18 protein-coding genes, 2 tRNA genes and 1 pseudogene are annotated in these 21,706 nt (G+C 29.4%); 9 read left to right on the plus strand and 12 right to left on the minus strand.

Features of this window, described 5'->3' with window-relative positions:
* Positions 1–3: 3 nt before the first annotated feature.
* Positions 4–2,184: a DEAD/DEAH box helicase gene (locus tag GCL60_RS08570; protein ID WP_153420228.1), complete on the minus strand. Its 2,181-nt coding sequence runs from the start codon at positions 2,182–2,184 to the stop codon at positions 4–6.
* A 217-nt stretch (positions 2,185–2,401) separates the two neighbouring features.
* On the opposite strand from GCL60_RS08570, the gene GCL60_RS08575 reads away from it, so the two are divergent.
* Both GCL60_RS08575 and GCL60_RS08580 read left to right on the plus strand, forming a co-directional pair.
* Positions 2,402–3,025 (plus strand): fumarylacetoacetate hydrolase family protein, encoded by a 624-nt coding sequence (locus tag GCL60_RS08575; RefSeq protein ID WP_153420230.1) that lies wholly within the window; start codon positions 2,402–2,404, stop codon positions 3,023–3,025.
* Positions 3,026–3,236: 211 nt separating this feature from the next.
* Positions 3,237–3,479: a hypothetical protein gene (locus GCL60_RS08580; RefSeq protein WP_153420232.1), complete on the plus strand. Its 243-nt coding sequence runs from the start codon at positions 3,237–3,239 to the stop codon at positions 3,477–3,479.
* Here the strand turns inward: GCL60_RS08580 and GCL60_RS08585 are convergent.
* Positions 3,471–4,388: an alpha/beta hydrolase gene (locus tag GCL60_RS08585; protein WP_153420233.1), complete on the minus strand. Its 918-nt coding sequence runs from the start codon at positions 4,386–4,388 to the stop codon at positions 3,471–3,473. The genes GCL60_RS08580 and GCL60_RS08585 overlap by 9 nt on opposite strands.
* Positions 4,389–4,633: 245 nt before the next feature.
* Here GCL60_RS08585 and GCL60_RS08590 point away from each other — a divergent pair, with 245 nt between their 5' ends.
* Positions 4,634–6,565: an Lnb N-terminal periplasmic domain-containing protein gene (locus GCL60_RS08590; protein ID WP_153420235.1), complete on the plus strand. Its 1,932-nt coding sequence runs from the start codon at positions 4,634–4,636 to the stop codon at positions 6,563–6,565.
* An 8-nt stretch (positions 6,566–6,573) separates the two neighbouring features.
* Here the strand turns inward: GCL60_RS08590 and GCL60_RS08595 are convergent, their stop codons facing one another.
* The 7 genes from GCL60_RS08595 to GCL60_RS08625 are packed head-to-tail and all read right to left on the minus strand — an operon-like array spanning position 6,574 to position 13,999.
* Complete coding sequence (locus tag GCL60_RS08595; RefSeq protein ID WP_153420237.1) at positions 6,574–7,179, minus strand: cob(I)yrinic acid a,c-diamide adenosyltransferase; 606 nt, start codon at positions 7,177–7,179, stop codon at positions 6,574–6,576.
* Positions 7,180–7,217: 38 nt separating this feature from the next.
* On the minus strand, positions 7,218–8,144 hold the full coding sequence (locus GCL60_RS08600; protein ID WP_153420239.1) for an ABC transporter permease: 927 nt from the start codon (positions 8,142–8,144) through the stop codon (positions 7,218–7,220).
* Positions 8,145–8,146: 2 nt separating this feature from the next.
* Positions 8,147–9,172 carry an ABC transporter permease gene (locus GCL60_RS08605; protein WP_202614015.1) on the minus strand — a complete coding sequence of 342 codons (1,026 nt, stop codon included), beginning with the start codon at positions 9,170–9,172 and terminating at the stop codon, positions 8,147–8,149.
* Entirely contained in the window at positions 9,172–10,800 is a 1,629-nt protein-coding gene (locus GCL60_RS08610) for an ABC transporter ATP-binding protein (RefSeq protein WP_153420243.1), read from the minus strand. The genes GCL60_RS08605 and GCL60_RS08610 overlap by 1 nt, the downstream gene beginning before the upstream one ends.
* Positions 10,801–10,848: 48 nt before the next feature.
* The gene (locus GCL60_RS08615; RefSeq protein ID WP_153420245.1) at positions 10,849–11,895 is read right to left on the minus strand and encodes a BMP family lipoprotein; all 1,047 of its coding nucleotides are present in this window, start codon (positions 11,893–11,895) and stop codon (positions 10,849–10,851) included.
* Position 11,896: 1 nt separating this feature from the next.
* A complete protein-coding gene (locus tag GCL60_RS08620; RefSeq protein WP_153420247.1) occupies positions 11,897–12,901 on the minus strand; it encodes a BMP family lipoprotein in 1,005 nt (334 codons plus the stop codon).
* A gap of 30 nt (positions 12,902–12,931) precedes the next feature.
* A complete protein-coding gene (locus GCL60_RS08625; protein WP_153420249.1) occupies positions 12,932–13,999 on the minus strand; it encodes a BMP family lipoprotein in 1,068 nt (355 codons plus the stop codon).
* Between the two features lie 265 nt (positions 14,000–14,264).
* On the opposite strand from GCL60_RS08625, the gene GCL60_RS08630 reads away from it, so the two are divergent.
* From GCL60_RS08630 to glmS, 5 genes are all read left to right on the plus strand, one after another.
* A tRNA-Arg gene (locus GCL60_RS08630) sits at positions 14,265–14,341 on the plus strand.
* Positions 14,342–14,358: 17 nt separating this feature from the next.
* Positions 14,359–14,449, plus strand: a tRNA-Ser gene (locus GCL60_RS08635).
* A gap of 73 nt (positions 14,450–14,522) precedes the next feature.
* A complete protein-coding gene (tadA, locus tag GCL60_RS08640) occupies positions 14,523–14,960 on the plus strand; it encodes a tRNA adenosine(34) deaminase TadA (protein WP_153420635.1) in 438 nt (145 codons plus the stop codon).
* A gap of 108 nt (positions 14,961–15,068) precedes the next feature.
* Complete coding sequence (locus tag GCL60_RS08645; RefSeq protein WP_153420251.1) at positions 15,069–15,887, plus strand: sugar phosphate nucleotidyltransferase; 819 nt, start codon at positions 15,069–15,071, stop codon at positions 15,885–15,887.
* 28 nt (positions 15,888–15,915) lie between these two features.
* Positions 15,916–17,766: a glutamine--fructose-6-phosphate transaminase (isomerizing) gene (glmS, locus tag GCL60_RS08650; protein ID WP_153420253.1), complete on the plus strand. Its 1,851-nt coding sequence runs from the start codon at positions 15,916–15,918 to the stop codon at positions 17,764–17,766.
* A gap of 17 nt (positions 17,767–17,783) precedes the next feature.
* On the opposite strand, the pseudogene GCL60_RS17545 reads toward glmS, so the two are convergent.
* Positions 17,784–18,176 (minus strand): annotated as a pseudogene (locus GCL60_RS17545) (tautomerase family protein).
* Between the two features lie 167 nt (positions 18,177–18,343).
* Between GCL60_RS17545 and GCL60_RS08660 the strand changes: the two are divergent.
* Complete coding sequence (locus GCL60_RS08660) at positions 18,344–18,808, plus strand: methylglyoxal synthase (protein WP_153420255.1); 465 nt, start codon at positions 18,344–18,346, stop codon at positions 18,806–18,808.
* An 8-nt stretch (positions 18,809–18,816) separates the two neighbouring features.
* Here the strand turns inward: GCL60_RS08660 and GCL60_RS08665 are convergent, their stop codons facing one another.
* On the minus strand, positions 18,817–20,784 hold the full coding sequence (locus GCL60_RS08665) for a S41 family peptidase (protein ID WP_153420256.1): 1,968 nt from the start codon (positions 20,782–20,784) through the stop codon (positions 18,817–18,819).
* Between the two features lie 152 nt (positions 20,785–20,936).
* Entirely contained in the window at positions 20,937–21,701 is a 765-nt protein-coding gene (locus tag GCL60_RS08670; RefSeq protein WP_153420257.1) for a substrate-binding periplasmic protein, read from the minus strand.
* Between the last annotated feature and the right edge of the window lie 5 nt (positions 21,702–21,706).

Raw genomic sequence — 21,706 nt, forward strand, 5'->3', positions numbered from 1 at the left:
CTTTTATAAAATATTTAATATTTCTTCTTTAGATAAAGTAAACTTTTCACCTTTAATTTGGTTTAATTGTTCTTGTGAAGCATTATCCAAAATTTGTGAAGCGGTTTGAATTTTATCAATTAAGGATTTTTTAATATATTCATCAACGGTTTCTAAGCCAACTAAATGGATTACTAAACATTTTTCTGAATTTTGGCCAATACGGTGGAAACGAGCTTGTGACTGAACGTAACTTCCTCCATCAAAATTTAAATCCATATATATCATTGTATCTGCTTTCATTTTTCCATCTCTAGGCAATAGAGTTAAACCTTCTTTAGCAGATTGTGGTGTGGCAATAAATAAACGACATTCAGGATTATTTTGAAATTGTTCTACACTATTAGCTCTATCTTGAATATTCATTTCACCAGTATGAGCAACTGCGCCATAACTTTCAGCATATGTCTCTGCTAAATAATTTACGTTTCCTACAAAGTGGCTCCATAAAATTACTTTTTTTGTTTCATCAGAAAATATATCTGTTAAAATATCTTCAAGTTCTGTTAATTTAGCATTAGGACCATTATAATTAGGATCAATAAGCATTGGATTTGAACAAATCTGAGATAAGCGAAGCAATCTTACTACAATATTATTTGCTTGCATTGAATACTCTTCAGGACTCATATTTTCTATTTCACTTCTAACAGAGTCTCTCATTTTAGCATATATTGTTTTTTGTTCTGCTTTAAGTTCAATGCTATAATCTTTATAAATTATAGGAGGTAAATCTAAGACTTCATTTTTTAAACGACGTAAACTTGTTGCTTGAATTCTTTTTCTAAGTTCTTCACCGTTTCTAACCCCGATAAATTTTTCTACTTTAACTTTTCTTCTACCTTGGTTAATTTCAAGAATATCTATATAGCAAAATGTATTTTTAAATGCAGGAAAACTCGTTCCAAAAGTATTTCCATTATCCATAACAAAATATTGAGCAAAAAGGTCAATTGGTCTATTTGCAATTGGTGTACCTGTTGCAATAACACAACGCTTAGCTCCGTTTCGAATAAATTTTGCACTAATTGTTGTTTGAGCCATTAGGTTTTTAATTCTTTGGCTTTCATCAAAAACAATCATGCCATCCCCATTTTGGATCCAATTGGCTAATGCTTCTTTTTCTAATCTAATACCTTCATAGTGGATAATAAATATAGGGGAATCACTTTGTATTAATTTAGCTCTTTGTGCAGGTGAACCCTCTATAACTGTAAAAGGTGTAGATGTTGCTAAAGATAACTCTTCTTGCCAAGTTCTTACTAGAGATTTTGGAGCAACAATTAAACAACGATCAATAGATTTATTTTGTAAAAGCATTGCAACAGAGGAAGCAATTTGAAAACTTTTACCACATCCCATTTCATCTAATAACGCACATGCAGAGTTTTGTAATAAAAATTCAATACCCGTAATTTGGTGTGAATAAGGTTTTCGTTTAAATGGAAATAAAGCTAATTGTTCTCTTGTTTTGTTTAGTATTTTTAGTTGATCTTCTGATATTTTTTGTTCTTTTGAGGTAGAGCCAATCATCGCTTCACTACCAATGCTTGTTTGAACTTCTGTATTTAAATCAAACTCTTCAAACCAGCTTTCACGTAATATTAATTTACCTAATTTGTTTGGAGCAATATTTGCATAATATTTTCCTTTTACAAACTCGGTTAATTCTTTATATGCTTCATCTGTTATTTTAAAGCCTTTACCAATAATATCGAAAAGATCATCAAATGCCCCGATAAATACTTTCCATGCTCTATTATCAGGATCCCATTGTCTTTCATTTCGATCAAGGCCTTTAATTCTATCAATTGTGTTTTGATTATAATTAAATGTAACTTTAAAATTACCTTCTTCTAAATCAATTATTGTATTTGTATTTAAGTAACGGCCTTCTTCATAAATTTTAGAAATATTTTTTAGTATTCGATCTAAATGTTTTGTTTGAAGAGGAGGTGCAAGGTGAATTTTTATTTTTTTTAAGTTTAATGTGCCAATTATTTCTTGTTTTTCAAATTTAGGTTGTTCAACTATGACAGGTTTAATTTCATTTTTTTTATCATCGATGATTCCAAATGTAAGACGAATCGGCCCTTTAGGGGGTTTTGGACGATATGTATTCTTATTATTCCCTTTAAATCCCATACTTTCATTCTCCAAAACTAATGTTGCAATAGGCCAAACTAAATGCAAATATTTATTTCAAACTCAATGTACGCTATTTATGAAAGAGTATAAAACTCTTTTTTAATGCTAGTAGACATTGTTAACAGCTTTCTTTAAATTACAAATTAGCACATGCCAATAAAAATATTGCTGTGCCTATTTGTAAAAGGGCATCTTGTCCCTTGGAGACTTAGTTATGGATAAAATTGTTTGTGTTGGCAAGAATTACATGGAACATGCAAAAGAGTTAGGTGATGCCATTCCAGAAAAACCAGTACTTTTTATTAAACCCAAAAGTATTTTAAGGGCTGCAATCGATCATGAAGAGCTTTCCTTGGTTATTCCTCAAGTGTCTAGTTCATTGCACTATGAAGCTGAAATTGTTTTACGTCTTGATAAAGGTGGATATCAATTAGATTTAAAAGAAGCAGAAAAAGCCATTGGAGCTGTTTCAATTGGACTAGATATGACACTAAGAGAACTTCAAGCAAAACAAAAAAAAGAAGGACATCCTTGGACAACTAGCAAAGTATTTGTAGACAGTGCTGTAGTTGGCCCATGGTTAAGAGTATCTGAATTTCCAAATTATTTAGAAGAAAAATTTACATTTTCTCTTGATGATAAAGTCAAACAGGAAAGTTTTGGAAAAAATATGACAATGTCACCTATCGAATGTGTTTCTTACATTAGTAAGTTTTTTCCGCTTGTTGCTGGAGATCTTATATTTACTGGAACACCAGCTGGGGTAGGGCCCGTGACTTCAGGACAAAGAGGGGTTCTTAGTTTTGGATCTATTCGTTATTCTGTTCTTTGGTCGTAATAGCTGTGATTAAATAAAAATTCTACTTTAAATAAATAGAAAATGTTAAAATAAATAAAATATAATTAATAATTTTTAAAGATTACCAAATATTTTTAATAAATTATTAATATATAAAATTGACTAAAAAAAATTATTTAATTAAAATTTTTTAGATACTATTGTATTGAATTATAATTTTATCAAATTTTAGAGATATTGAGGATGAATTATGATTAAAAAGTTTTTATCTTTATCTATTTTATTGTTTTCTAGCTTACCCGTTAGTGCAAAAATAAATAAATATTTTTCAAATAATATAGAAATTTTAAATTCTGAAATATCTAATTCAAAAAATTTTTTAGAATGCTCAAAGGCATGTTTAACAGATAAAAAAAATATTGAAGATATTTTAGGAATTCAAAATTATGATGAAATTTATGAAAATGAAATGATTTTTAAAGAATTATTTTGAATCATAAAAAGATTTAGGAAATAATTCTACATAAGATAATATATTATCATTTAAATTTTTTTCGCATTTATCTTTCGATTCTGTTAAATGAAAACATAAATAATTTAATAATTTTTTTCTGTAAATATCGTCTTTTATTACCATTGCAGAACAATGCCCTTTTTCATTTAATTCCCAAAACTCTTTAGGATTTTCAGCTTCTTTAAACAAAGAAGAACCTGATTCAAAGGGAACAACTGGATCTTCTGTGCTATGAATAAATAATGTAGGAATTTTAACTTGTTTTATATAGTCAATGGGACTTAAATTATCTGAAACTAGAAAACTAAGAGGCCATTGCAAAGGCCAGGTAAGCCAAATACTAGATAATTTTTGTCTCGAGATTATTCTATATGAACCAAATGTACTATCTAAAATAATTGCTTGCACTTGCTGAATTGGGTTTTCAACATAAGCGGGAACCGCAACTGCTCCTCCTAGGCTTTGAGCAAAAATAAATATGTCTTTTGTTCTTGAATTATCTTTTAACCAATTTAATACAGATTTACTATCTATAAATAAACCATCTCGGGTTGGCTTTCCTGTTGATTTACCGTATCCACGATAATCAAATGAAATAATATCATAACCATAGCTTGCTAACCAAGATAGATACATGAAATGAGTAGTTATATTTTCAGCATTTCCATGAAAATGTAAAATAGTTGCATACGGGTCTTTATTTTTTGAATAAATAAACCATCCATTTAAATTCTCATTATCTTCTGTTTTAATAGATATTTCATCATATTTTAAGTTTAATTTGTCTGGTGTTACCCTTACTTCAGAATCAGGATAATAGAAAAGGTGATTACAACCCGAAACTAAATTAATAACAATAAATAAATAAAAATAAATACTTTTAGTCAATTTTCAGACTCCTTAATGATCGAGTTAAACAGATTTATTATTGACTAATATATAAATCCTTAATAAACATATATATAAACAATTATTCGTAACATTGTAAGGAGCCTTATCAAGATGTTTTGGAAAAAATATTTGCCTTTTGGTATTAAAGTTTTTTCTGCTTCTTTTTATGTTATTGAAAAAAAAATTTTTGGTAACCAAGTGTTAAGATTTTTTTCAAAAATTCTTTTCAGAATTTTATCATAATGATCATAAAAAATATTATAAATTATTTTTTATATATTATTTTATTTTTTAATTGTATTTTTCAGTCTAAAAAACTCTATGGTGAGTCCTTAAGCTATATAGATAATTTAATTTTTGAGGCTCAATCTAAAAAACTTTGGGACAAAAGAGCTTGGATAAAGTTATTGCTTATACCTGATCATTTTTTTTATAATAATAAACGAAGTTTAATAAGTGATAAGTCTTATTTTTTAGCCCTAGATGGAAAATATAATCCTGAAAATGAACTTATTTCAACTCTTAAAGCATTTAATGAGCCTTTAGTTATTAATAGTTCTATGCATCCTCAGTGTAAATATGCTGCTCGTTTTTACTGGCTTGTTAAAGAACTTAAAATTGATCCTAGTAAAATGACATTTCAGTCATGTCCAGAATATAATAAATTTATTAATTATTTAAATTATGAAGATGTTTCACTTGTTTTTTCTAATTATGTTGCAGATGGTCCTGGAACTTTATTTGGACATACTTTCTTAAGGCTTCATAGAAATTCCTATTCAAATGGTGATTCTGTTCTTCAGGATGATATTGTAAATTTTTCAGCTTTTGTTCCTCAAGAAAAAGAATTTTTATATCCAATTAAAGGTTTAGCTGGTGGATATAAAGGAAGATTTTCTCTTGTTCCTTATTATCAAAAAATACAAGAATATAATAATTATGAAAGTAGAGATTTATGGGAATACAGATTAAATTTATCGAAAGATGAAATACGTTTACTTGAAAGGGTGTTATGGGAAGTTGGTTGGTTCTATATTGATTATTATTACTTAGATCATAATTGTGCTTATATTATGCTTTCTATACTTGAAGCTGTTAAACCTGATTTAGAATTAACTGGTAAGCTTTGGTTGTATGCCATTCCTTCTGATACAATTCGAATAGTAAATCGTGTTCCAAAATTCATAAAAAGTATTCATTATAGACCATCTGTTTTGTCACGTTACAAAGAAAGAATGTCTGTTTTAAATCAAAATGAAACAAAGATTGTAAGTAATATAATTTCTAATGATGAAACAGTACTAATTAAATCATTATCAAATGAATGTGATAAATATTGTAAAGCACGAACAATTGATTCTGCTCTTGAATATATAGACTATAAAGAAAAACTTGTCGGTTCAAATAATCCTATTGAGTTTCAAAATTTAAGAAATCAATTGCTAATTGCAAGATCGCAAGATGGGGTTAAATCAGATCCCTTATTATATTCACCAAAATCAAATGCCCCTCATTTAGGACATGATTCTGGTCTTGTTTCTTTAAATCTTGGTTCCTCAATTAATGGAGATATTTATTCAGATTTAAGATGGCGACCCGCATTACATGATATCGAAGCAAATGAACAAGGCTATAGCAATGGATTGGGCGTAGGTTTTTTAGATACAATTCTTCGAGTAGATTATAAAAATAAACAGATTAATTTAAAAAATTTTCATTTATTAGAAATTACATCTTTGCCAGAACAAGTTCCAAATATTCAATTTCTCGCCTGGCATTTTGATATTGGATATGAATATGGATTTGGATTTGGAGATGCTTCAACTCAAGGAAGAGAATATTTAAAAATGGGTTTTGGTTCAGCACTTTTTGGTTTTGAAAATAAAGCTTTATTGTTTGCTATTATTCAAGGAGATTTTGGATATTCTTCTGATTTTGGTGCGCATATAGGCCCAACGCTTTCTATTGGTGGTCTTGCAAAACTTTCACCATATTTTAAATTAATTTTACAATCCGATTTTTCTAAAAGATATAACTATGAAAGAAATATTGATTCTATGGAACATTCTTTAATTTTAAATTATTATATTGCTCAGAATTTTGAAACTCAAATAGGGTATGTAAATAAAAATGGAACAAATGAAATTTCATTAGGATTACGGATTTATTATTAAATTTAAAATTAATCTTTTAAATTATTTAAAGCTCTAACACCCATGTTTTTATCCCAAGTAACTTCTTTTATGTTTACAAGTTTTTGGACCCAGCGAGAAAGAACAAATAAAAGGTCTGAAAGTCTGTTTATATAAGGAATAATTTGAGGATTGATTTCTTTTTCTTTTGATAACGAAACAATTAATCGTTCCGATCTTCTGCAAATGGTTCTTGCTAAATGCAAATATGAATTTAATAAAGTTCCACCGGGTAAAACAAATTCATGAAGAGGTTCTAATAAATTCTGACATAGATCGATTATTTTTTCTAACTGTTTAATATCAAATTCATTAATTACAATCATCTTTTCCCAGCGAGAAGATAAAGGTGTTGCTAAATCTGCACCTAAATTAAATAAGTCATTTTGAATTGCAAAGAGCCAGGTATCAAGAAGTTTTTGTTCTTTACTGGGAATATTAAGTATATTTTGTCTACAAATTCCAATAATACTATTTAGTTCATCAACAGTTCCATAGGATTCTATCCTTAAATCATCTTTAGATATTCTGCTACCGTCTGCTAACCCTGTAGTCCCTTTATCTCCTGTTTTCGTATATACTTTAACAATTCTCATAAAATATATCCTTGTTTTAATAAAACGATTTATAAAAATTATCTGTTTCTTAAATAAGGCTGACCTAAGGCTTTCGGTGGTCTACTTTTTCCAACAAAACCAGCAACAATAATTATTGTGAGTAAATAAGGAATAATTTGAATAAATTGTGGTGAAACAACAAAATTCCATATTTGAGATAAAATAGGAATATCAAAGTTAGGTTTTGGAATTTGTATTCCTTGTAAGGTAATTCCAAGAGCATCAAAAAAGCCAAAAGCAAGACAAGCAAGAGCAACGGCTATTGGTCGCCATCCGCCAACAATTAATGCAGCTAACGCCATATAACCACGTCCTGCGGTCATGTTTCTTGTATAACTACTTGATAGACAAATTGATAAAGTTGCACCACCTAAACCTGCTAAAAATCCAGAAAGTAACACACCGCTCCATCTTGTATTGATTACATCAATTCCAGAAGTTTGAAGTGCATCGGGGTGCTCTCCAGCAAATTTATGCCAAAGTCCATATGGAGAGTATTTAAACCAAAGCCAAACTAGAGCCATTATTATCCAAACAGCAATAATTGGTTCATGGATAAATCGGTGATTCATTGCAATTTCTGGCGTTGAACCTGTGTTTTGAAATAAAATTTGTGAAGCAAATGGCACACAACCTGCAGCTAAAATTGTAATAGCTGTTCCAGTTACAATCTGATTTGATTTGAAATTAATAACAAATAAACCATAAATTGCAGCCATTACCATTCCAGCAATTCCACCGGCAAGAAATCCTAATAAAGGAGAATGCGTTAATGTAGTTACAGCTGCAGCGGTAAATGCACCTGCAAGCATTTTACCTTCTAAGGCAATATTAATAATTCCACTTCGCTCACTAAATAAACCACCAAGAGCAGCAAATATAAGTGGAGCAGACATACGAATGGTAGCGCCGCTAATTGAAGATAAGAGGTTGATCCATTCCATAACTATTTAGCCTTTTTTTTTGATAATATTTTTTCCCAGAGTCCATCAGCTGAAACCGCGAGAATAATTAATGCTTGAAGAACAAGTGCAAGATCAGAAGTTACATTGTGTGTAAAAATTTCTAAATCACTAGCACCTTTTTGAAGAGCTCCAAAAAGAAGTCCAGAGAAAATAATTGCTAATGGATTTCCTCTTGCTAAAAATGCAACTGCAATACCTGTAAAACCGTATCCTGGAGAAAAATCAAGTTTAAAGCACTCTGAACGTCCTAATATTTCTCCAACACCAACAAGACCTGCAAGAGCACCAGCTATAAACATAGTTAAAATTTGTGTTCTAGAAATGCTTATTCCTGCAGTTGAAGATGCAGATTCATTTTCACCCACACTTCTAATTTCATATCCCAAAGGAGTTCTATATAAAAATACCCATGATAAAATGGCAACAATAACAGATAAAAATATGGCAGAAGTTACAGGAGCTCCTTGGAAAAAGTGATAAGCTTCAATGACATAATTTTTAGAAATAGGAACTGTTTGTGGATTTTGAGTATTTGGATCTTTTAATAAATAAACTGTAACATAACTAGCAATTCCTGCTGCAATAAAATTGAGCATAATTGTTATAATTACTTCGTGAGCTCCTCGTTTTGCTTTAAGGTAACCCGCAATTCCACCCCAAAGTCCACCAGCAAAAGCAGCACAAAGTCCTGCAAAAATAGCAGCAAAAATTGTTGGAACATTTGGAAACAAAGCACCAACAGATGCGGCAGCTAAAGCACCCATTGTAAGTTGACCTTCAGCACCAATATTAAACATTTTGGCTTTAAAAGCCATTGCTACAGATAAACCAGTTAAAATTAATGGCATGCTGTATGTTAAAGTCATTCCAAAATCATATGGAGTTCCAAAACCTGATTTAGCAAATATAACAAAAACATTTATAGGATTTTCGCCAGCTATACAGGTAACTAATAAACCTAAAATTAAAGCAATAATTGTTGCTATTATGGGACGGAGAATTTTCATTATGAATTTCTCCCATTTTCTTTAGATAATCCACCACACATAGCCAATCCTAATAAATGTTCATCAGCTTCATTTCTCTTAAATTCAGCAACAATACTTCCGCCGTACATAACTAAAATTCTATCTGATAAAGTTATAATTTCGTCTAACTCAGATGAAACAAGTAAAACTCCAACACCCTTGTCTCTTTCTAAAACAATTTGTTGATGAATATATTCAATTGCACCAATATCAACTCCACGAGTAGGGTTTGCGGCAACAATGAATTCAGGCTCTTTTCCAAATTCTCTTGCAATAATTATTTTTTGTTGATTTCCGCCAGAGAATCCAGAAGCATTTAATTTAGAGTTTTTTGGTCTAACATCATATTTTTCCATTTCACTTTTTACAGTTTTTTGGATTTCTTTAATTTTTTGTAATATTCCAAATCGGAATTTTTTCTCCCAATGTCTTCCCAAAATATAATTTTCTTCGGCAGACATATTTAAAAGCAAACCATTTTTGTGACGATCTTCTGGAATAAAGCCTACAATTAAGTCTTGCATTTGTGAGCTTTTTTTATAGGTAACATCTCTTCCTAGTAAATGTATTTTGCCTGAAGCAAAATTATTTGCTGATGGTTTCTTGCCAAAATATATTTGAGGATGGAAAATTAAATCGAGAAGTTCAGATTGTCCATTTCCTTCAACTCCAGCTATTCCAACAATTTCTCCGCCTTTAATATTAATAGAAATATTATTTAGTAAATTTCTTTTAGAATCTTTGGTTAAATAATCCTTTAAAGTAACATTTGATAATTCAAGAACAGTATTTTTAATGTTTTTTCCACAAGGAATATCAGGTCTTAAATTTACATTTCTTCCGACCATCATAGAAGCAATTTTTTCTTCAGTGGCTTCTGAGGTTTTAATTTCACCAACAACTTTTCCAGTTCGAAATACAACAATATTATCTGTTAAATTTAATACTTCTCTTAATTTATGGGTAACTATGATTATAGTTTTACCTTCATTTTTTAATTTTTTTAAATTTTCAAATAGTTCATCAACTTCTAATGGAGTTAATACTGCTGTTGGTTCATCAAGAATTAAAATATCAGCATTTCTATAAAGTAGCTTTAATATTTCAATTCGTTGTTGCATACCAACTGGTAGTTTTGAAATTTTTACATTTAAAGGAACATTTAATCCATATTTTTTAGCAAGATCTTCAATTTCTTTTTTAGCTTTTTTTCTATCAATAATATTAAAAGGAATTGGTATAAAAGGGAGTTTTAAAGTATGTTCTTCATCACCTAAGATGATATTATCAAGACCTGTAGCTGTTTCTGCCAACATAAAGTGCTGATGAACCATTCCAATTCCATTTTTAATGGCGTCTTTTGGAGAAACCCAATGCTGAGGTTTGCCATTTACTAAAATTTCACCGCTATCTTCTTTATATAATCCAAATAAAATTTTCATAGCAGTTGATTTGCCGGCACCATTTTCACCAACAAGAGCTTGAATTGTACCTTTTTCCACGGAAAAAGTAATTTGATTATTAGCAATAACATTTCCAAATGATTTTGTTACATTTCGAAATTCTATGGCGGGTGATTGTTCCTTTAATTGATTTATTGTTTTCATTTTCTACTTATCTTGATTGGGTTAAAAATAAAAAGAGAAATTTATGATTCAATTTTTACTGGTTTTATAAAAATCTGGAACAATAATTTTATTATCATTTATTTCTTTTTTAATTCGATTTATTTCTTTTATTTCTGAGTCTTTAAATAATTTTTTATTAAAATTATCATATGACCAATCAATACCGCCATCTGCAAATCCATATTTAATAACTCCGGTTGTGAATTTATTATCCACAAAATCTTGAATAGCAGTAAATACTTTTAAATTTACTTTCTTTTCCATGCTTGTTAATACATGTCCTGGAGCAATATAATTTTGATTTGAGTCAACTCCAATAATAAATTTATTAGAAAATTTTCTATTGGCTTCTTCAACTGCATCAAATGCGCCTTGAGATGAAGCACCTGCAGCAACAAAAATAACATCTATACCTTGTGTGTACATTGAAAGCGCAATTTCTTTTGCTTTTGTCGGATTATTCCATGCGGCAGAAGTTATGCCAACAAAAGTTTCAGTTACTTTAATTTTAGGATTTATATATTTAGCACCAGCTTCAAAACCTAATCCAAAGCGTTTAATTAATGGAATTTCCATTCCACCTATAAACCCAACATTACCACTTTTAGATTTCATGGCAGCAATAGCGCCGACAAGAAAACTTCCTTCGTGTTCTTGAAAAGAAATAGATCTAATATTTGGCTCATCAATTGTTGAGTCAACTAAAGCGTATTTTTGATTTGGATATTTTTTTGCAACTTTCCCAACAGAGTCTGCATTATTAAATCCAACAGCTATGACAAGTCCACATTCACCATTAGAAAAAGAGCGGATGAAATTTTGAGATTGAGCATCATTAGTAACAGTGACATACTTACTTTCTTTAGATATTTTTAATTCTTTTTGGGCTCTAATAAAGCCATCGTAAGCAGATTGATTAAATGATTTATCATCTTTGCCGCCTTTATCTAATACAAGACAAATTTTAGGTAATTCTGTTTTTGTAGAAGCATTGGAATTTAAAGATAAAATATTTAAAATACCAAATGTTGGTAAAAGAAAAAAACTTTTTTTAAATATTCTTATGGACTTCATCTCAGTTTTTCGCCTCTTTACTTAATGTTTGAATTTTATTTAATGCAATTTCATTTTTAATATGATTGATTTTTATAATTTCAGTTTCAGTAAATAAATCTTTATTATATTTATCTAATGCCCAGTTAATTCCACCATTAGATATTTCATATGTGTAAAGACCCGTTGTAAATTTATTATCAATTATATTTTGAATTGTATCCAGAACCGATTTTTCTATATCTTTTGTCATGCTTGTTAATATCATGCCAGGTTTAATCCAATTTTGATTTGAATCACATCCAATGGCATATTTTTTTGTATCTTTTTTATTTGCTTTTTCAGCTGCATTAAAAACACCAAGCCCTGAACCTCCTGCTGCGTGAAAAATAATATCAGCTCCCTGATCAAATTGGCTTAGAGCAATTTCTTGAGCTTTTGTGGGGTTATTCCAAGCTTCAACGGATATACCAACGTATCCAATTAAAACATTGATTTTGGGGTTAACATATTTTGCACCGGCAGTATATGCGGTCTCAAATTTTTGAATTAATGGAATATTCATTCCACCAATAATACCAATAGATCCTGTTTTAGATTTAATGGCCGCAATTGCACCCATTAAAAAAGCTCCTTGTTCATCTTTAAAAACAATGGAGCGTACATTTTTTTTACTTACATTTGAGTCTATAACTACAAACTTCTGTTCTGGAAATTGAGGCGAAATAAGTTTGATAGTATCGGCATTATTTATGCCAACAGCAAAAATAATAGAGCATTTTCCTTTAACAAAAGATCTTACTGTTTGATTTAAATGATTTTCATCCTTTGCTTCTATTATTTTACTCTCTTTAGAAATTGGTAAACTTTTAAGTGCTTTTTGAAATCCGTTATAAGCTTCTTGATTAAAAGAATGATCATCTTTACCGGCCTTATCAAGAACCATACAAATTTTTGGTTCTGTATTTGAAAAGGCAGATAAAGGTAATAAAGATAAAAAATAGAATGAAGAAAGAAAATTTTTCATAAAAGCAATATCCTTAATTAGAAGGAAAGTTTATTTTTTTTCCTGTTCATAATAATCTGGGACCGTAATTTTGCCGTTTATTATCTTTTCTTTAATACTGTTTATTTCTTTAATTTGCGAACTAGAATAGAATTTTTTGTTGTATTGATCATAAGCCCAATCTACACCACCGTCTTTAAGACCGAATGCTGTATGCCCCGATGTAAATTTGTTTTCAACAAAATCTTTAATTGTAAAAAACACTGCGTTATCAACTCTTTTAACCATGCTTGTGATGATAATGTCAGGTTTAATCCAATTTTGGTTGGAATCCACACCAATAGCGTAATGTTGTTTTTTATGGTTTGTTTTTTTATTCATTTGTTCAGCAGAATCAAATACGCCTTGTCCAGAATTAGCAGCAACCTGAAATATAACATCAGTTCCTTCGTTATACTGAGCTAAAGCAAGTTCTTTTGCTTTTGTTGGATTATTCCAAGCATCAGGGGTAATTCCAACGTAAGATGTCGATATTTTTATTTTTGGATTGATGTATTTTGCGCCGGCAGTATAGCCTGTTTCAAACCTGTGAATGAGTGGAATATCCATGCCGCCTATAAATCCAACTTTTCCAGAAGTTGATTTCATGGCTGCAATAGCGCCAACTAGGAAAGATCCATCATGTTCTTGGAAAGTAATGGAACGGATATTTTTCGCTTTATTTTTTTCTTCTAGATTGGTGTCAACAACTAAGAATTTTTTATTTGGGTATTTTAAAGCAAGTTCAGGGACTGAGTCGGAAGGATTAAATCCAATAGCAATAATTAAATCGCAATTCATAGAAGTCGCAAAATTTCTAAAAAAGGTAGGAATTTGAGCATCATTTCTTGGCTCAACAAATTTACTATCTTTACTGATTGCAAGTTCTTTTAAAGATTTATTAAAGCCATTGACAGCAGATTCATTGAAAGAGTGGTCATCTTTTCCACCTTTATCAAGAACCATACATATTTTAGGAGGAGCTTGCTTTATGGAGTTTGCTAAGGAAGTAAGAGAATAAGTGCTTAAAAGTGTTATAATTATCATTCTTGCTTTTTTGATCATGCGGGTAGAGGGCACGTGGATTCCTTTCGGAGAAAAGTTTCTTGGTAAAATGAATTACTTAGCCATATAGGCAAGAATCTGAAAAGGCATAACACAAAAGAATCAAATGTTTCTAGGACTTTTTTTGAATCTATAATGCAATAAAGTAATAGGAGTTTTTATTCTAATAACCTGAGTACAAGAAAAAAGTGAGATTGCATGTTGACTAATGTGAGTTGATTTTGTACACCACAGAACACTCTGGCAATCGAGGATTTATTCTCGAAGGTTAGAATGCATAGCGCGGTTAGCTCAGCTGGATAGAGCACCAGACTACGAATCTGGCGGTCAGGCGTTCGAATCGCTTACCGCGCGCCATTTATATTTTTCCCTTGGGAGCGATGGGTGAGTTGGCTTAAACCACGCCCTTGCTAAGGGCGCGAAGGGGAGACTCTTCCGAGGGTTCGAATCCCTCTCGCTCCGCCACCTTTTTAAAACAGGTGTGTTATTGTCTACTGAAGCAATCCAACCTAAAAACAAAAATCTTGATATCTTGTACATGAATAAATGCATTGAATTGGCAAATTTGGCAGCTGCTAAAGGTGAAGTTCCAGTGGGTGCTATTATTGTTGATTCTCAAGATCAAATTATCTCAGAATCTTACAATTTACGTGAAACAGGAAAAATGGCCACAGCCCATGCAGAGCTTCTTGCTATTGAGCAAGCATGCAAAAAACTTTCACGTTGGAGACTTCAAGATTGTACTTTGTACGTGACATTAGAGCCTTGTTTTATGTGTGCTGGCGCTATCATTTTGGCAAGAATTCCAAGAGTCGTTTTTGCTACCCAAGATCCAAAAGCAGGTGCTGTAGGAAGTTTAACAAATATACTAAATGATGATCGATTAAATCATAAATGTGAAATTGTTTCAGGTATATGCGCAGAAGAATCCTCTAATATTTTAAAATCTTTTTTTAAAAACCGCAGAAAAAAATAAATCCTCTTTTAGGCTATTGTATAAAACTCAGAGTCTCTGTATTTTGCATTTTTATGATCTGTCATTTGAGATCTAAATTTATTTATATTTATTTTGGAGAATTCATTTGTGTCGCATCAAAATTTATCTAAAGAAAAATATACAATTGGAATTGTTTTAGCGGCTGGAGTGGGCAAAAGAATGAACTCTAAGATTCCTAAAGTAGCCCATATTTTATTAGGTAAGCCGCTTGTGATTTGGGCGATAGAATCTCTTATTCAAGCTGGTGTATCAAAAATTGTTATAGTTATTTCACCAACCCAAACCATGGTTGAAGAAATCATTTCTAATTATAAATTTTCTGAAGAAACTCAAATTCATTTTGCTTATCAAGATGTGCCACTTGGTACTGGGCATGCGGCTCGCTGTGGAGTTGATTCCGTTACAAAATACTTTGACAAAGAAGTGAGTCAAAATTTAAATTCATTAAATATACTTATTGCTTATGGTGATACTCCTGCTGTTAAGGGATCTACATTTATAGAATTTTTAAAGTACCATTCTGAAAATAAGAATGCTTTTTCTATTCTTGTATTTAAAGCAAAAAATCCTTTTGGATACGGAAGAATTATCACGGATAAAAATGGTGAATTTCTTGCTATTTGTGAGGAAAAAGATTGTAGTGAAGATCAGAAAAAAATTGATTTATGCAATTCAGGTTTTTTGTGTGCAAATTATTTAGAAATGCAAAAAATGTTTCCTTTGTTGAAAAATGAAAATGCAGCAAAAGAATATTATTTAACTGATTTACCAATTTTATCTAAAAATTCAGGCAAAAAAGTTGGCTATTTAATTGGAAAAGATGAATTAGAGTTTCTTGGAATAAATTCTCAGGAACAGTTAGCAGAAATGGAAATAAAATTTAAAGAAAAATTTTCAAATAAATAAAAAATAAAATTATGGAACGAGGTATTATATGTGTGGAGTTATAGGCTATATTGGTGAAAGAGCAACACCTGAATTTTTTTATAATGGCCTCAAAAGACTAGAATATAGAGGATACGACTCTGCAGGTATTGCAATGATGAATTCTGATGGAGTTTTTATTCAAAGAGCAGAAGGCAAACTGGTTAATTTACAAAAAAAATTAGAATTGTTACCTAAATCAACTAAAATTGGAATTGGTCATACACGTTGGGCTACACATGGAAAACCAACAGAATTAAATGCTCATCCTCACCGCTCTGAAAATATGATTTTATTGCATAATGGAATTATTGAAAATTATAAACCGTTAAAAGAATTTTTGTTGAATAAAGGTTATAAATTTCATAGCGAGACTGATACTGAAGTAGCTGCTCATTTATTAAATTATGAATTTAAACAAAATCTAAATATACAAAACCCTCTTGAAAGAATGAAAAAATCAATTTTTTCTTTAGTATCTCAAATTAGAGGTGCCTTTGCATTTGGTATTTTATGTACCGATGTTCCAGATACTTTATTTGTCGTAAAATATGGTTCTCCAGTTGTTTTAGGTATTGGAGAAAATGAAAATTATATGGCTTCTGGAATTACAGCATTAGTAGATCATACTCGCCAAATTATTATTATGGAAGATAAAGAAATCGCTTATCTTACTTCAAAAGATATCTCCATAGTAGATTTTGAAGGAAAACCTGTAAAACGAGATCCTATTTCTATTTCATGGTCAACAAGCATGCTAGATAAAAATGGTTTTGATCATTATATGCTAAAAGAAATTCATGAACAACCACAAGCTGTAGCACAAACTATTAATGGTAGATATGATCTTGATACAGGTAAAATAAATTTAAAAGCTTACGGTATAAACCATATTAATTTAAAAGAAATAAATCGAATTCAAATTATAGCTTGTGGAACAAGTTATTATGCAGGATGTTTAGCACGTTACTTTATTGAAAAATTTACAGGAATTCCTGTAGAAACAGAATTAGCAAGTGAATCTCGTTATAGATCACCAACAGTAAACTCACATACATTGAGTATTGCAGTATCTCAGAGTGGAGAAACAATTGACACTCTTCAGGCAATAAAATTTGCAAAAGAAAATAAAGCAAAGACTCTAGCTATTATTAATGCACCTGGAAGCAGTATAGCCCATGTTTGTGATGATCAAAGTCTTATTTATGCAGGACCCGAAGTTGGAGTTGCTAGTACAAAAGCATTTTCAGCTCAATTAGCGTCATTAATTCTTTTAGGATTAGCTATTGCTCAAGAACAAAAGAAATTAAATACCCATAAAATTTCTGAATATATAGATGAATTAATTAAGGTACCAAGTTTTCTTGAAAAAGTATTAATGTTATCAAATGGAATAAAAGAAATTTCAATTAAATATTATAATCTTAATAGTTTATTATTTATTGGGCGAGGACATCAATGGCCAGTTGCATTAGAAGGGGCTTTAAAATTAAAAGAACTTTCTTATATACATGCAGAAGGCTATGCAGCTGGAGAGTTAAAACATGGTCCAATCGCATTAATTGATGAAGATATGAGTGTAGTTTGTTTAGCTCCAAAAGATTCATATTATGAAAAAACAATAAGTAATATAGAAGAAATTAGAGCTCGTGGTGGAAAAATTCTTTCCGTTGGAACGGAAGGGGATAAAGAACTTCAAAATATTTCAGACGACTTTATTGCAATACCTGAATGTTCTGAAATTATTTTACCTTTTTTAACAGCAGTGCCTATGCATTTGTTAGCTTATTGGGTCGCAGTAAGAAAAGGAACTGATGTAGATCAACCAAGAAATTTAGCAAAAAGTGTTACTGTAGAATAATAACAAAGTATATCTAATTATTTATTATGATATCTAAATTCTTGTGTTTTCCCGCCGTATCCATAGCATGCAGCACGAACATCTTGAATATAAATATAACTTTCCTCATGTAAATTGCCTAATATTTTTTCAAATCCTGCAAAAGCTTCTTTAATATATTACATTTTTTCGTCTTTTGTATTTGTTTCATCAGTTATTTTTATGTCAAAATAAAATGAATTTTTGTTTTGATTGCTTAGTAAACTACCACCTACAAACCAATTATCATGGTCAATATATTCTATAATAATTGCTGTAATATCTGATTTTTTCTTTAAAATTTTTGTAGTAATATCAATTAAAAAATGATTAATATCTTTGTTTAATTTTTTAGTTTTTTTTCCACTTACTTTTACATTGAGTATTGGCATTGATTCTCCTGCAATAGATTTTAATAATATTTGTTTGATAGTAATATATTTTTTATTCATTATAATGTAAATAGAATATTGTAATATGAGTAGTAGTATTTTTTTACATTTTTTAATATAATTTGAAAAATGGCTTTTAATTTTAAATAAATTTATGGGATTATAAAATGGCAATTAAATATAAAGAAGTAATATTACCAGAAAGAAAAAAAATTGTTTTAATTGCTCATGACAACAAAAAAAAAGAATTATTAGATTGGGCTGTATTACACAGTGATAAACTAGCCGATCATGAGCTTTATGCTACAGGTACAACAGGTAAACTATTAGAAAGAGAAACTGGTTTTAAAGTTACTTGTTTTGAAAGTGGACCATTAGGTGGAGATATGCAGGCAGGTGCTCATATTGCTGAAGGAAAATTAGATCTCGTTCTTTTTTTCTGGGATCCTTTAGCTGCTCAGCCTCATGACCCCGATGTTAGAGCTTTATTAAGAGTTGCTGTTGTCTGGAATGTTCCTTTAGCATGTAATCGATCCTCAGCTGATTTCTTAATTAGTTCACCATATTTTTCATGCGAATATAAAAAACAAATAACTGATTTTAGTGTTTATAAAGGAAGAAAAACAGAGTAAAATAAAATTTACCTATTTAAATAGAATTTTTTAGGATTTTTATAATTACTCATATCATCCATTATTTTATTAAATATATTTTCATCATTATTTAAAACATCATAACTTGTAGGTTTGTAAATATAATCTGATATAACACCATTTCCTTCAATATATTGTTCTGTTTTACTGTTATTTACTCTTTTAATTTTATTCCAAGCAAATCGAATTTCACTGCCTTTTGGAAGAGGTTTTCCATTTGGTATAATAGATGATTTTGTACCTCTTTCATCAATAACAACAGGAATTAAAAAATCTTTCCATTCTATTACGTTTGCTCCTCCTCCTCCAGTGTGTTTAGTTTCTCCAAATATTCTTGCAATTTTATAATCTTTAAAAAGTGATGTAAAAACATCACAAGCAGAATAACAATTGCTATTTGTTAATACGGCTATAGGTTTATCTGTAAATATAGGTTTTAATATATCTGTATTCTCTTTTGTGTAATTTGGAGGGAGGGCGTCATTTTCATCTCCATCAAATCTATCAGCTGCTTCAAGTAAAACTTCTCTATTATTAACTAAATTTTTTGTAAATTTATCATTTATTAATTTTTCCATTTCATTAACAGTATCTAAAAATGGTGCAGATAATTCATCTTTAGTTCCTTTTCTAGAAAAATAACGAGACATTTCTAAATTATAAAAGGTGTCACTGTTTGTTTGAGAAACAAGAGGCCTTACATCCATATTTTTTACAAATTGATTAGTAAATAAATTAGCAATGAGTTGAGGAAAACTACCATATCCCCCTCCATTTGCTCTTACATCAAATATGATTCCAGAAATTTTATCTTTATTTTCTAGGACAAAACTTCGAATTATATTTACTTCATTAATTATTTTTTCTCTTGCAACTAAATAGTCATTTAAATCATAATCCCCACTTGGAAGAAACATGTTTAATCTTATAATTCCAAATTTTTTATCTCCTCTTTCAGCGATTCTTGTTGTAATATTTGCACTAGAGGCTGTGTTTGATGATTGATAAAAGTTTTCAATGGATTCTTCTTGGTTTGTTTTATTTAATTTATAAAATAAAGAATTATTCATTATATTATTAAAATTATTAAATTTTTCTTTAGTTGATTTATTTGTGTTACAAATATCTGCAGCAGATTTATAGCTTTGCCATGGAAAAGAATATTCTTTAATCGAACCATCCGAAGATTTTTTAACTTTTATAGTAAATTTTCCTTCAGGTGTTTTTAAATAAGCACCATTTCTTGAAAAGAAATTTTGAACTGATCGGGTTTTATAAGCATCTTCATTAGCACCGCGAGTATATTTACCTAATTCATTTATAGCAATTTTTACTGGCATTTCATCAGTGGTAAGACCTTCAATTCCAATATTTGATATAGACAAAATTTCATCATTTAATTGAAGATCATTATAATTTAAATTATCATTTGGGTCATCAAAATTAGGAATAGCTGCTAATTTTTTTGAAATGATTAATTTTTCGTTTTTTCCATTTATATCATAAGATAAATCTACTTTTAATGGAAATCCTCCAATAACACATCTTGCTGGTAAGGGATATTTAAAACCAGTATGAAGATCTCGTATATTCATAAATATAGACATTGTATTTCTAAGCAATTCATTAGAGCTCATATTTATATTTAATTTATTTGCTTCTCTTAGAGCATCGTAATGATAATCAGTTATTTTTTGAAGCCTATTTACATAAAAATCATTAAAAACTGTTTTTACAGAAGAAATGAGATTTTCTTTTTCTTCTTGTGTTAATTCTGGTAATTCCCATTTTAGTTTATTATTATTTTTATTTTTAGAATAAGAGGATTTATTTTCAGAATTCAAAATATTATTTTCTGAACTAATATTTCCTTTTCCGCATGAAGAAAATAATATAAAAGAGCATAAAATTGTTGTTGAATATTTTAGTATTGGAATAGATTTTTTTAAATTCATGAAATCTCCATTTATTAATTAATTGTTATTTTATATTTCTAACATTATAAAAATAATTTTAGTGAATGAAAAAATGTATAATTTATTATTTTTAAAGTCAATTTATTTATTTAAAATTAAATTTTGCTATGTTATAATTAGTTTAATAGAATTTACTTATTTTTATAATAACCGTATTTTTTTTGTATATTTATAATTTTTTCATTATTTTTTACTTTATTAAAAGAATCTTTCAACTGTTTTATTAAATTTTCATTCGTATCTTTACTAAAAGCTAAATATAGTTGCGTTTCTTTTATTGTAAATATTGGATAGAATTTAGTATTTAATAATTTAGCATTATATAAACCTACTAATAGACCTGTAGCCCATAAATCAATTCGACCTTTTTCAAGTTTTGTGGGGTTATATTTTTCTTCATTAGATATATCCAGATTTTCATTTGCCTTAAATCCATTTTGCAATAAATAATTCGCTAATGCACTTTGGTTATAAACTCCAATTTGATATTTTTTCGCACCTTCTAAATCTTTTATATTAATTTTTGAATCTTTTTTTGAAAAAAAGACCCAATCATTTTTTATTAGTGGACCAATCCAATAAAATGATTTTTCTCTATCAGGTGTTCTTGCTAATGAATAAAGGCCAATATTTTTACTTTTAAGAGCTGTATCATAAGCCCTAGCCCAGGGCATAATTTCTATTTTATATTTAATTTTTGCATTATTAAAAATTTCCTCAACAATTTCAGTAGAGATTCCCGTGATTTTTTTATTTGAATCTTCAAAATTATTAGGAGGTTTTTCTTCAGTTAATATTGTTATTGTCTCTTTTGCATAACAAATATTTTGAAAAAATATAAAATTGATAATAAAAATTATTGAATATTCTCTTAAAAATAAATATTTTAAATTCATTATAA

This window comes from Silvanigrella paludirubra (assembly GCF_009208775.1).
Taxonomy (GTDB): domain Bacteria; phylum Bdellovibrionota_B; class Oligoflexia; order Silvanigrellales; family Silvanigrellaceae; genus Silvanigrella; species Silvanigrella paludirubra.

What these genes read in the sequence shown, in the direction of transcription:
- GCL60_RS08605 (WP_202614015.1), bottom strand. Translation starts at nt 9,172, where the DNA reads ATGAAAATTCTCCGTCCCATAATAGCAACAATTATTGCTTTAATTTTA.
- GCL60_RS08600 (WP_153420239.1), bottom strand. Translation starts at nt 8,144, where the DNA reads ATGGAATGGATCAACCTCTTATCTTCAATTAGCGGCGCTACCATTCGT.
- GCL60_RS08580 (WP_153420232.1), top strand. Translation starts at nt 3,237, where the DNA reads ATGATTAAAAAGTTTTTATCTTTATCTATTTTATTGTTTTCTAGCTTA.
- GCL60_RS08670 (WP_153420257.1), bottom strand. Translation starts at nt 21,701, where the DNA reads ATGAATTTAAAATATTTATTTTTAAGAGAATATTCAATAATTTTTATT.
- GCL60_RS08660 (WP_153420255.1), top strand. Translation starts at nt 18,344, where the DNA reads ATGGCAATTAAATATAAAGAAGTAATATTACCAGAAAGAAAAAAAATT.
- GCL60_RS08610 (WP_153420243.1), bottom strand. Translation starts at nt 10,800, where the DNA reads ATGAAAACAATAAATCAATTAAAGGAACAATCACCCGCCATAGAATTT.
- GCL60_RS08665 (WP_153420256.1), bottom strand. Translation starts at nt 20,784, where the DNA reads ATGAATTTAAAAAAATCTATTCCAATACTAAAATATTCAACAACAATT.
- GCL60_RS08575 (WP_153420230.1), top strand. Translation starts at nt 2,402, where the DNA reads ATGGATAAAATTGTTTGTGTTGGCAAGAATTACATGGAACATGCAAAA.
- GCL60_RS08620 (WP_153420247.1), bottom strand. Translation starts at nt 12,901, where the DNA reads ATGAAAAATTTTCTTTCTTCATTCTATTTTTTATCTTTATTACCTTTA.
- GCL60_RS08595 (WP_153420237.1), bottom strand. Translation starts at nt 7,179, where the DNA reads ATGAGAATTGTTAAAGTATATACGAAAACAGGAGATAAAGGGACTACA.
- GCL60_RS08615 (WP_153420245.1), bottom strand. Translation starts at nt 11,895, where the DNA reads ATGAAGTCCATAAGAATATTTAAAAAAAGTTTTTTTCTTTTACCAACA.
- tadA (WP_153420635.1), top strand. Translation starts at nt 14,523, where the DNA reads ATGAATAAATGCATTGAATTGGCAAATTTGGCAGCTGCTAAAGGTGAA.
- glmS (WP_153420253.1), top strand. Translation starts at nt 15,916, where the DNA reads ATGTGTGGAGTTATAGGCTATATTGGTGAAAGAGCAACACCTGAATTT.
- GCL60_RS08570 (WP_153420228.1), bottom strand. Translation starts at nt 2,184, where the DNA reads ATGGGATTTAAAGGGAATAATAAGAATACATATCGTCCAAAACCCCCT.
- GCL60_RS08590 (WP_153420235.1), top strand. Translation starts at nt 4,634, where the DNA reads ATGATCATAAAAAATATTATAAATTATTTTTTATATATTATTTTATTT.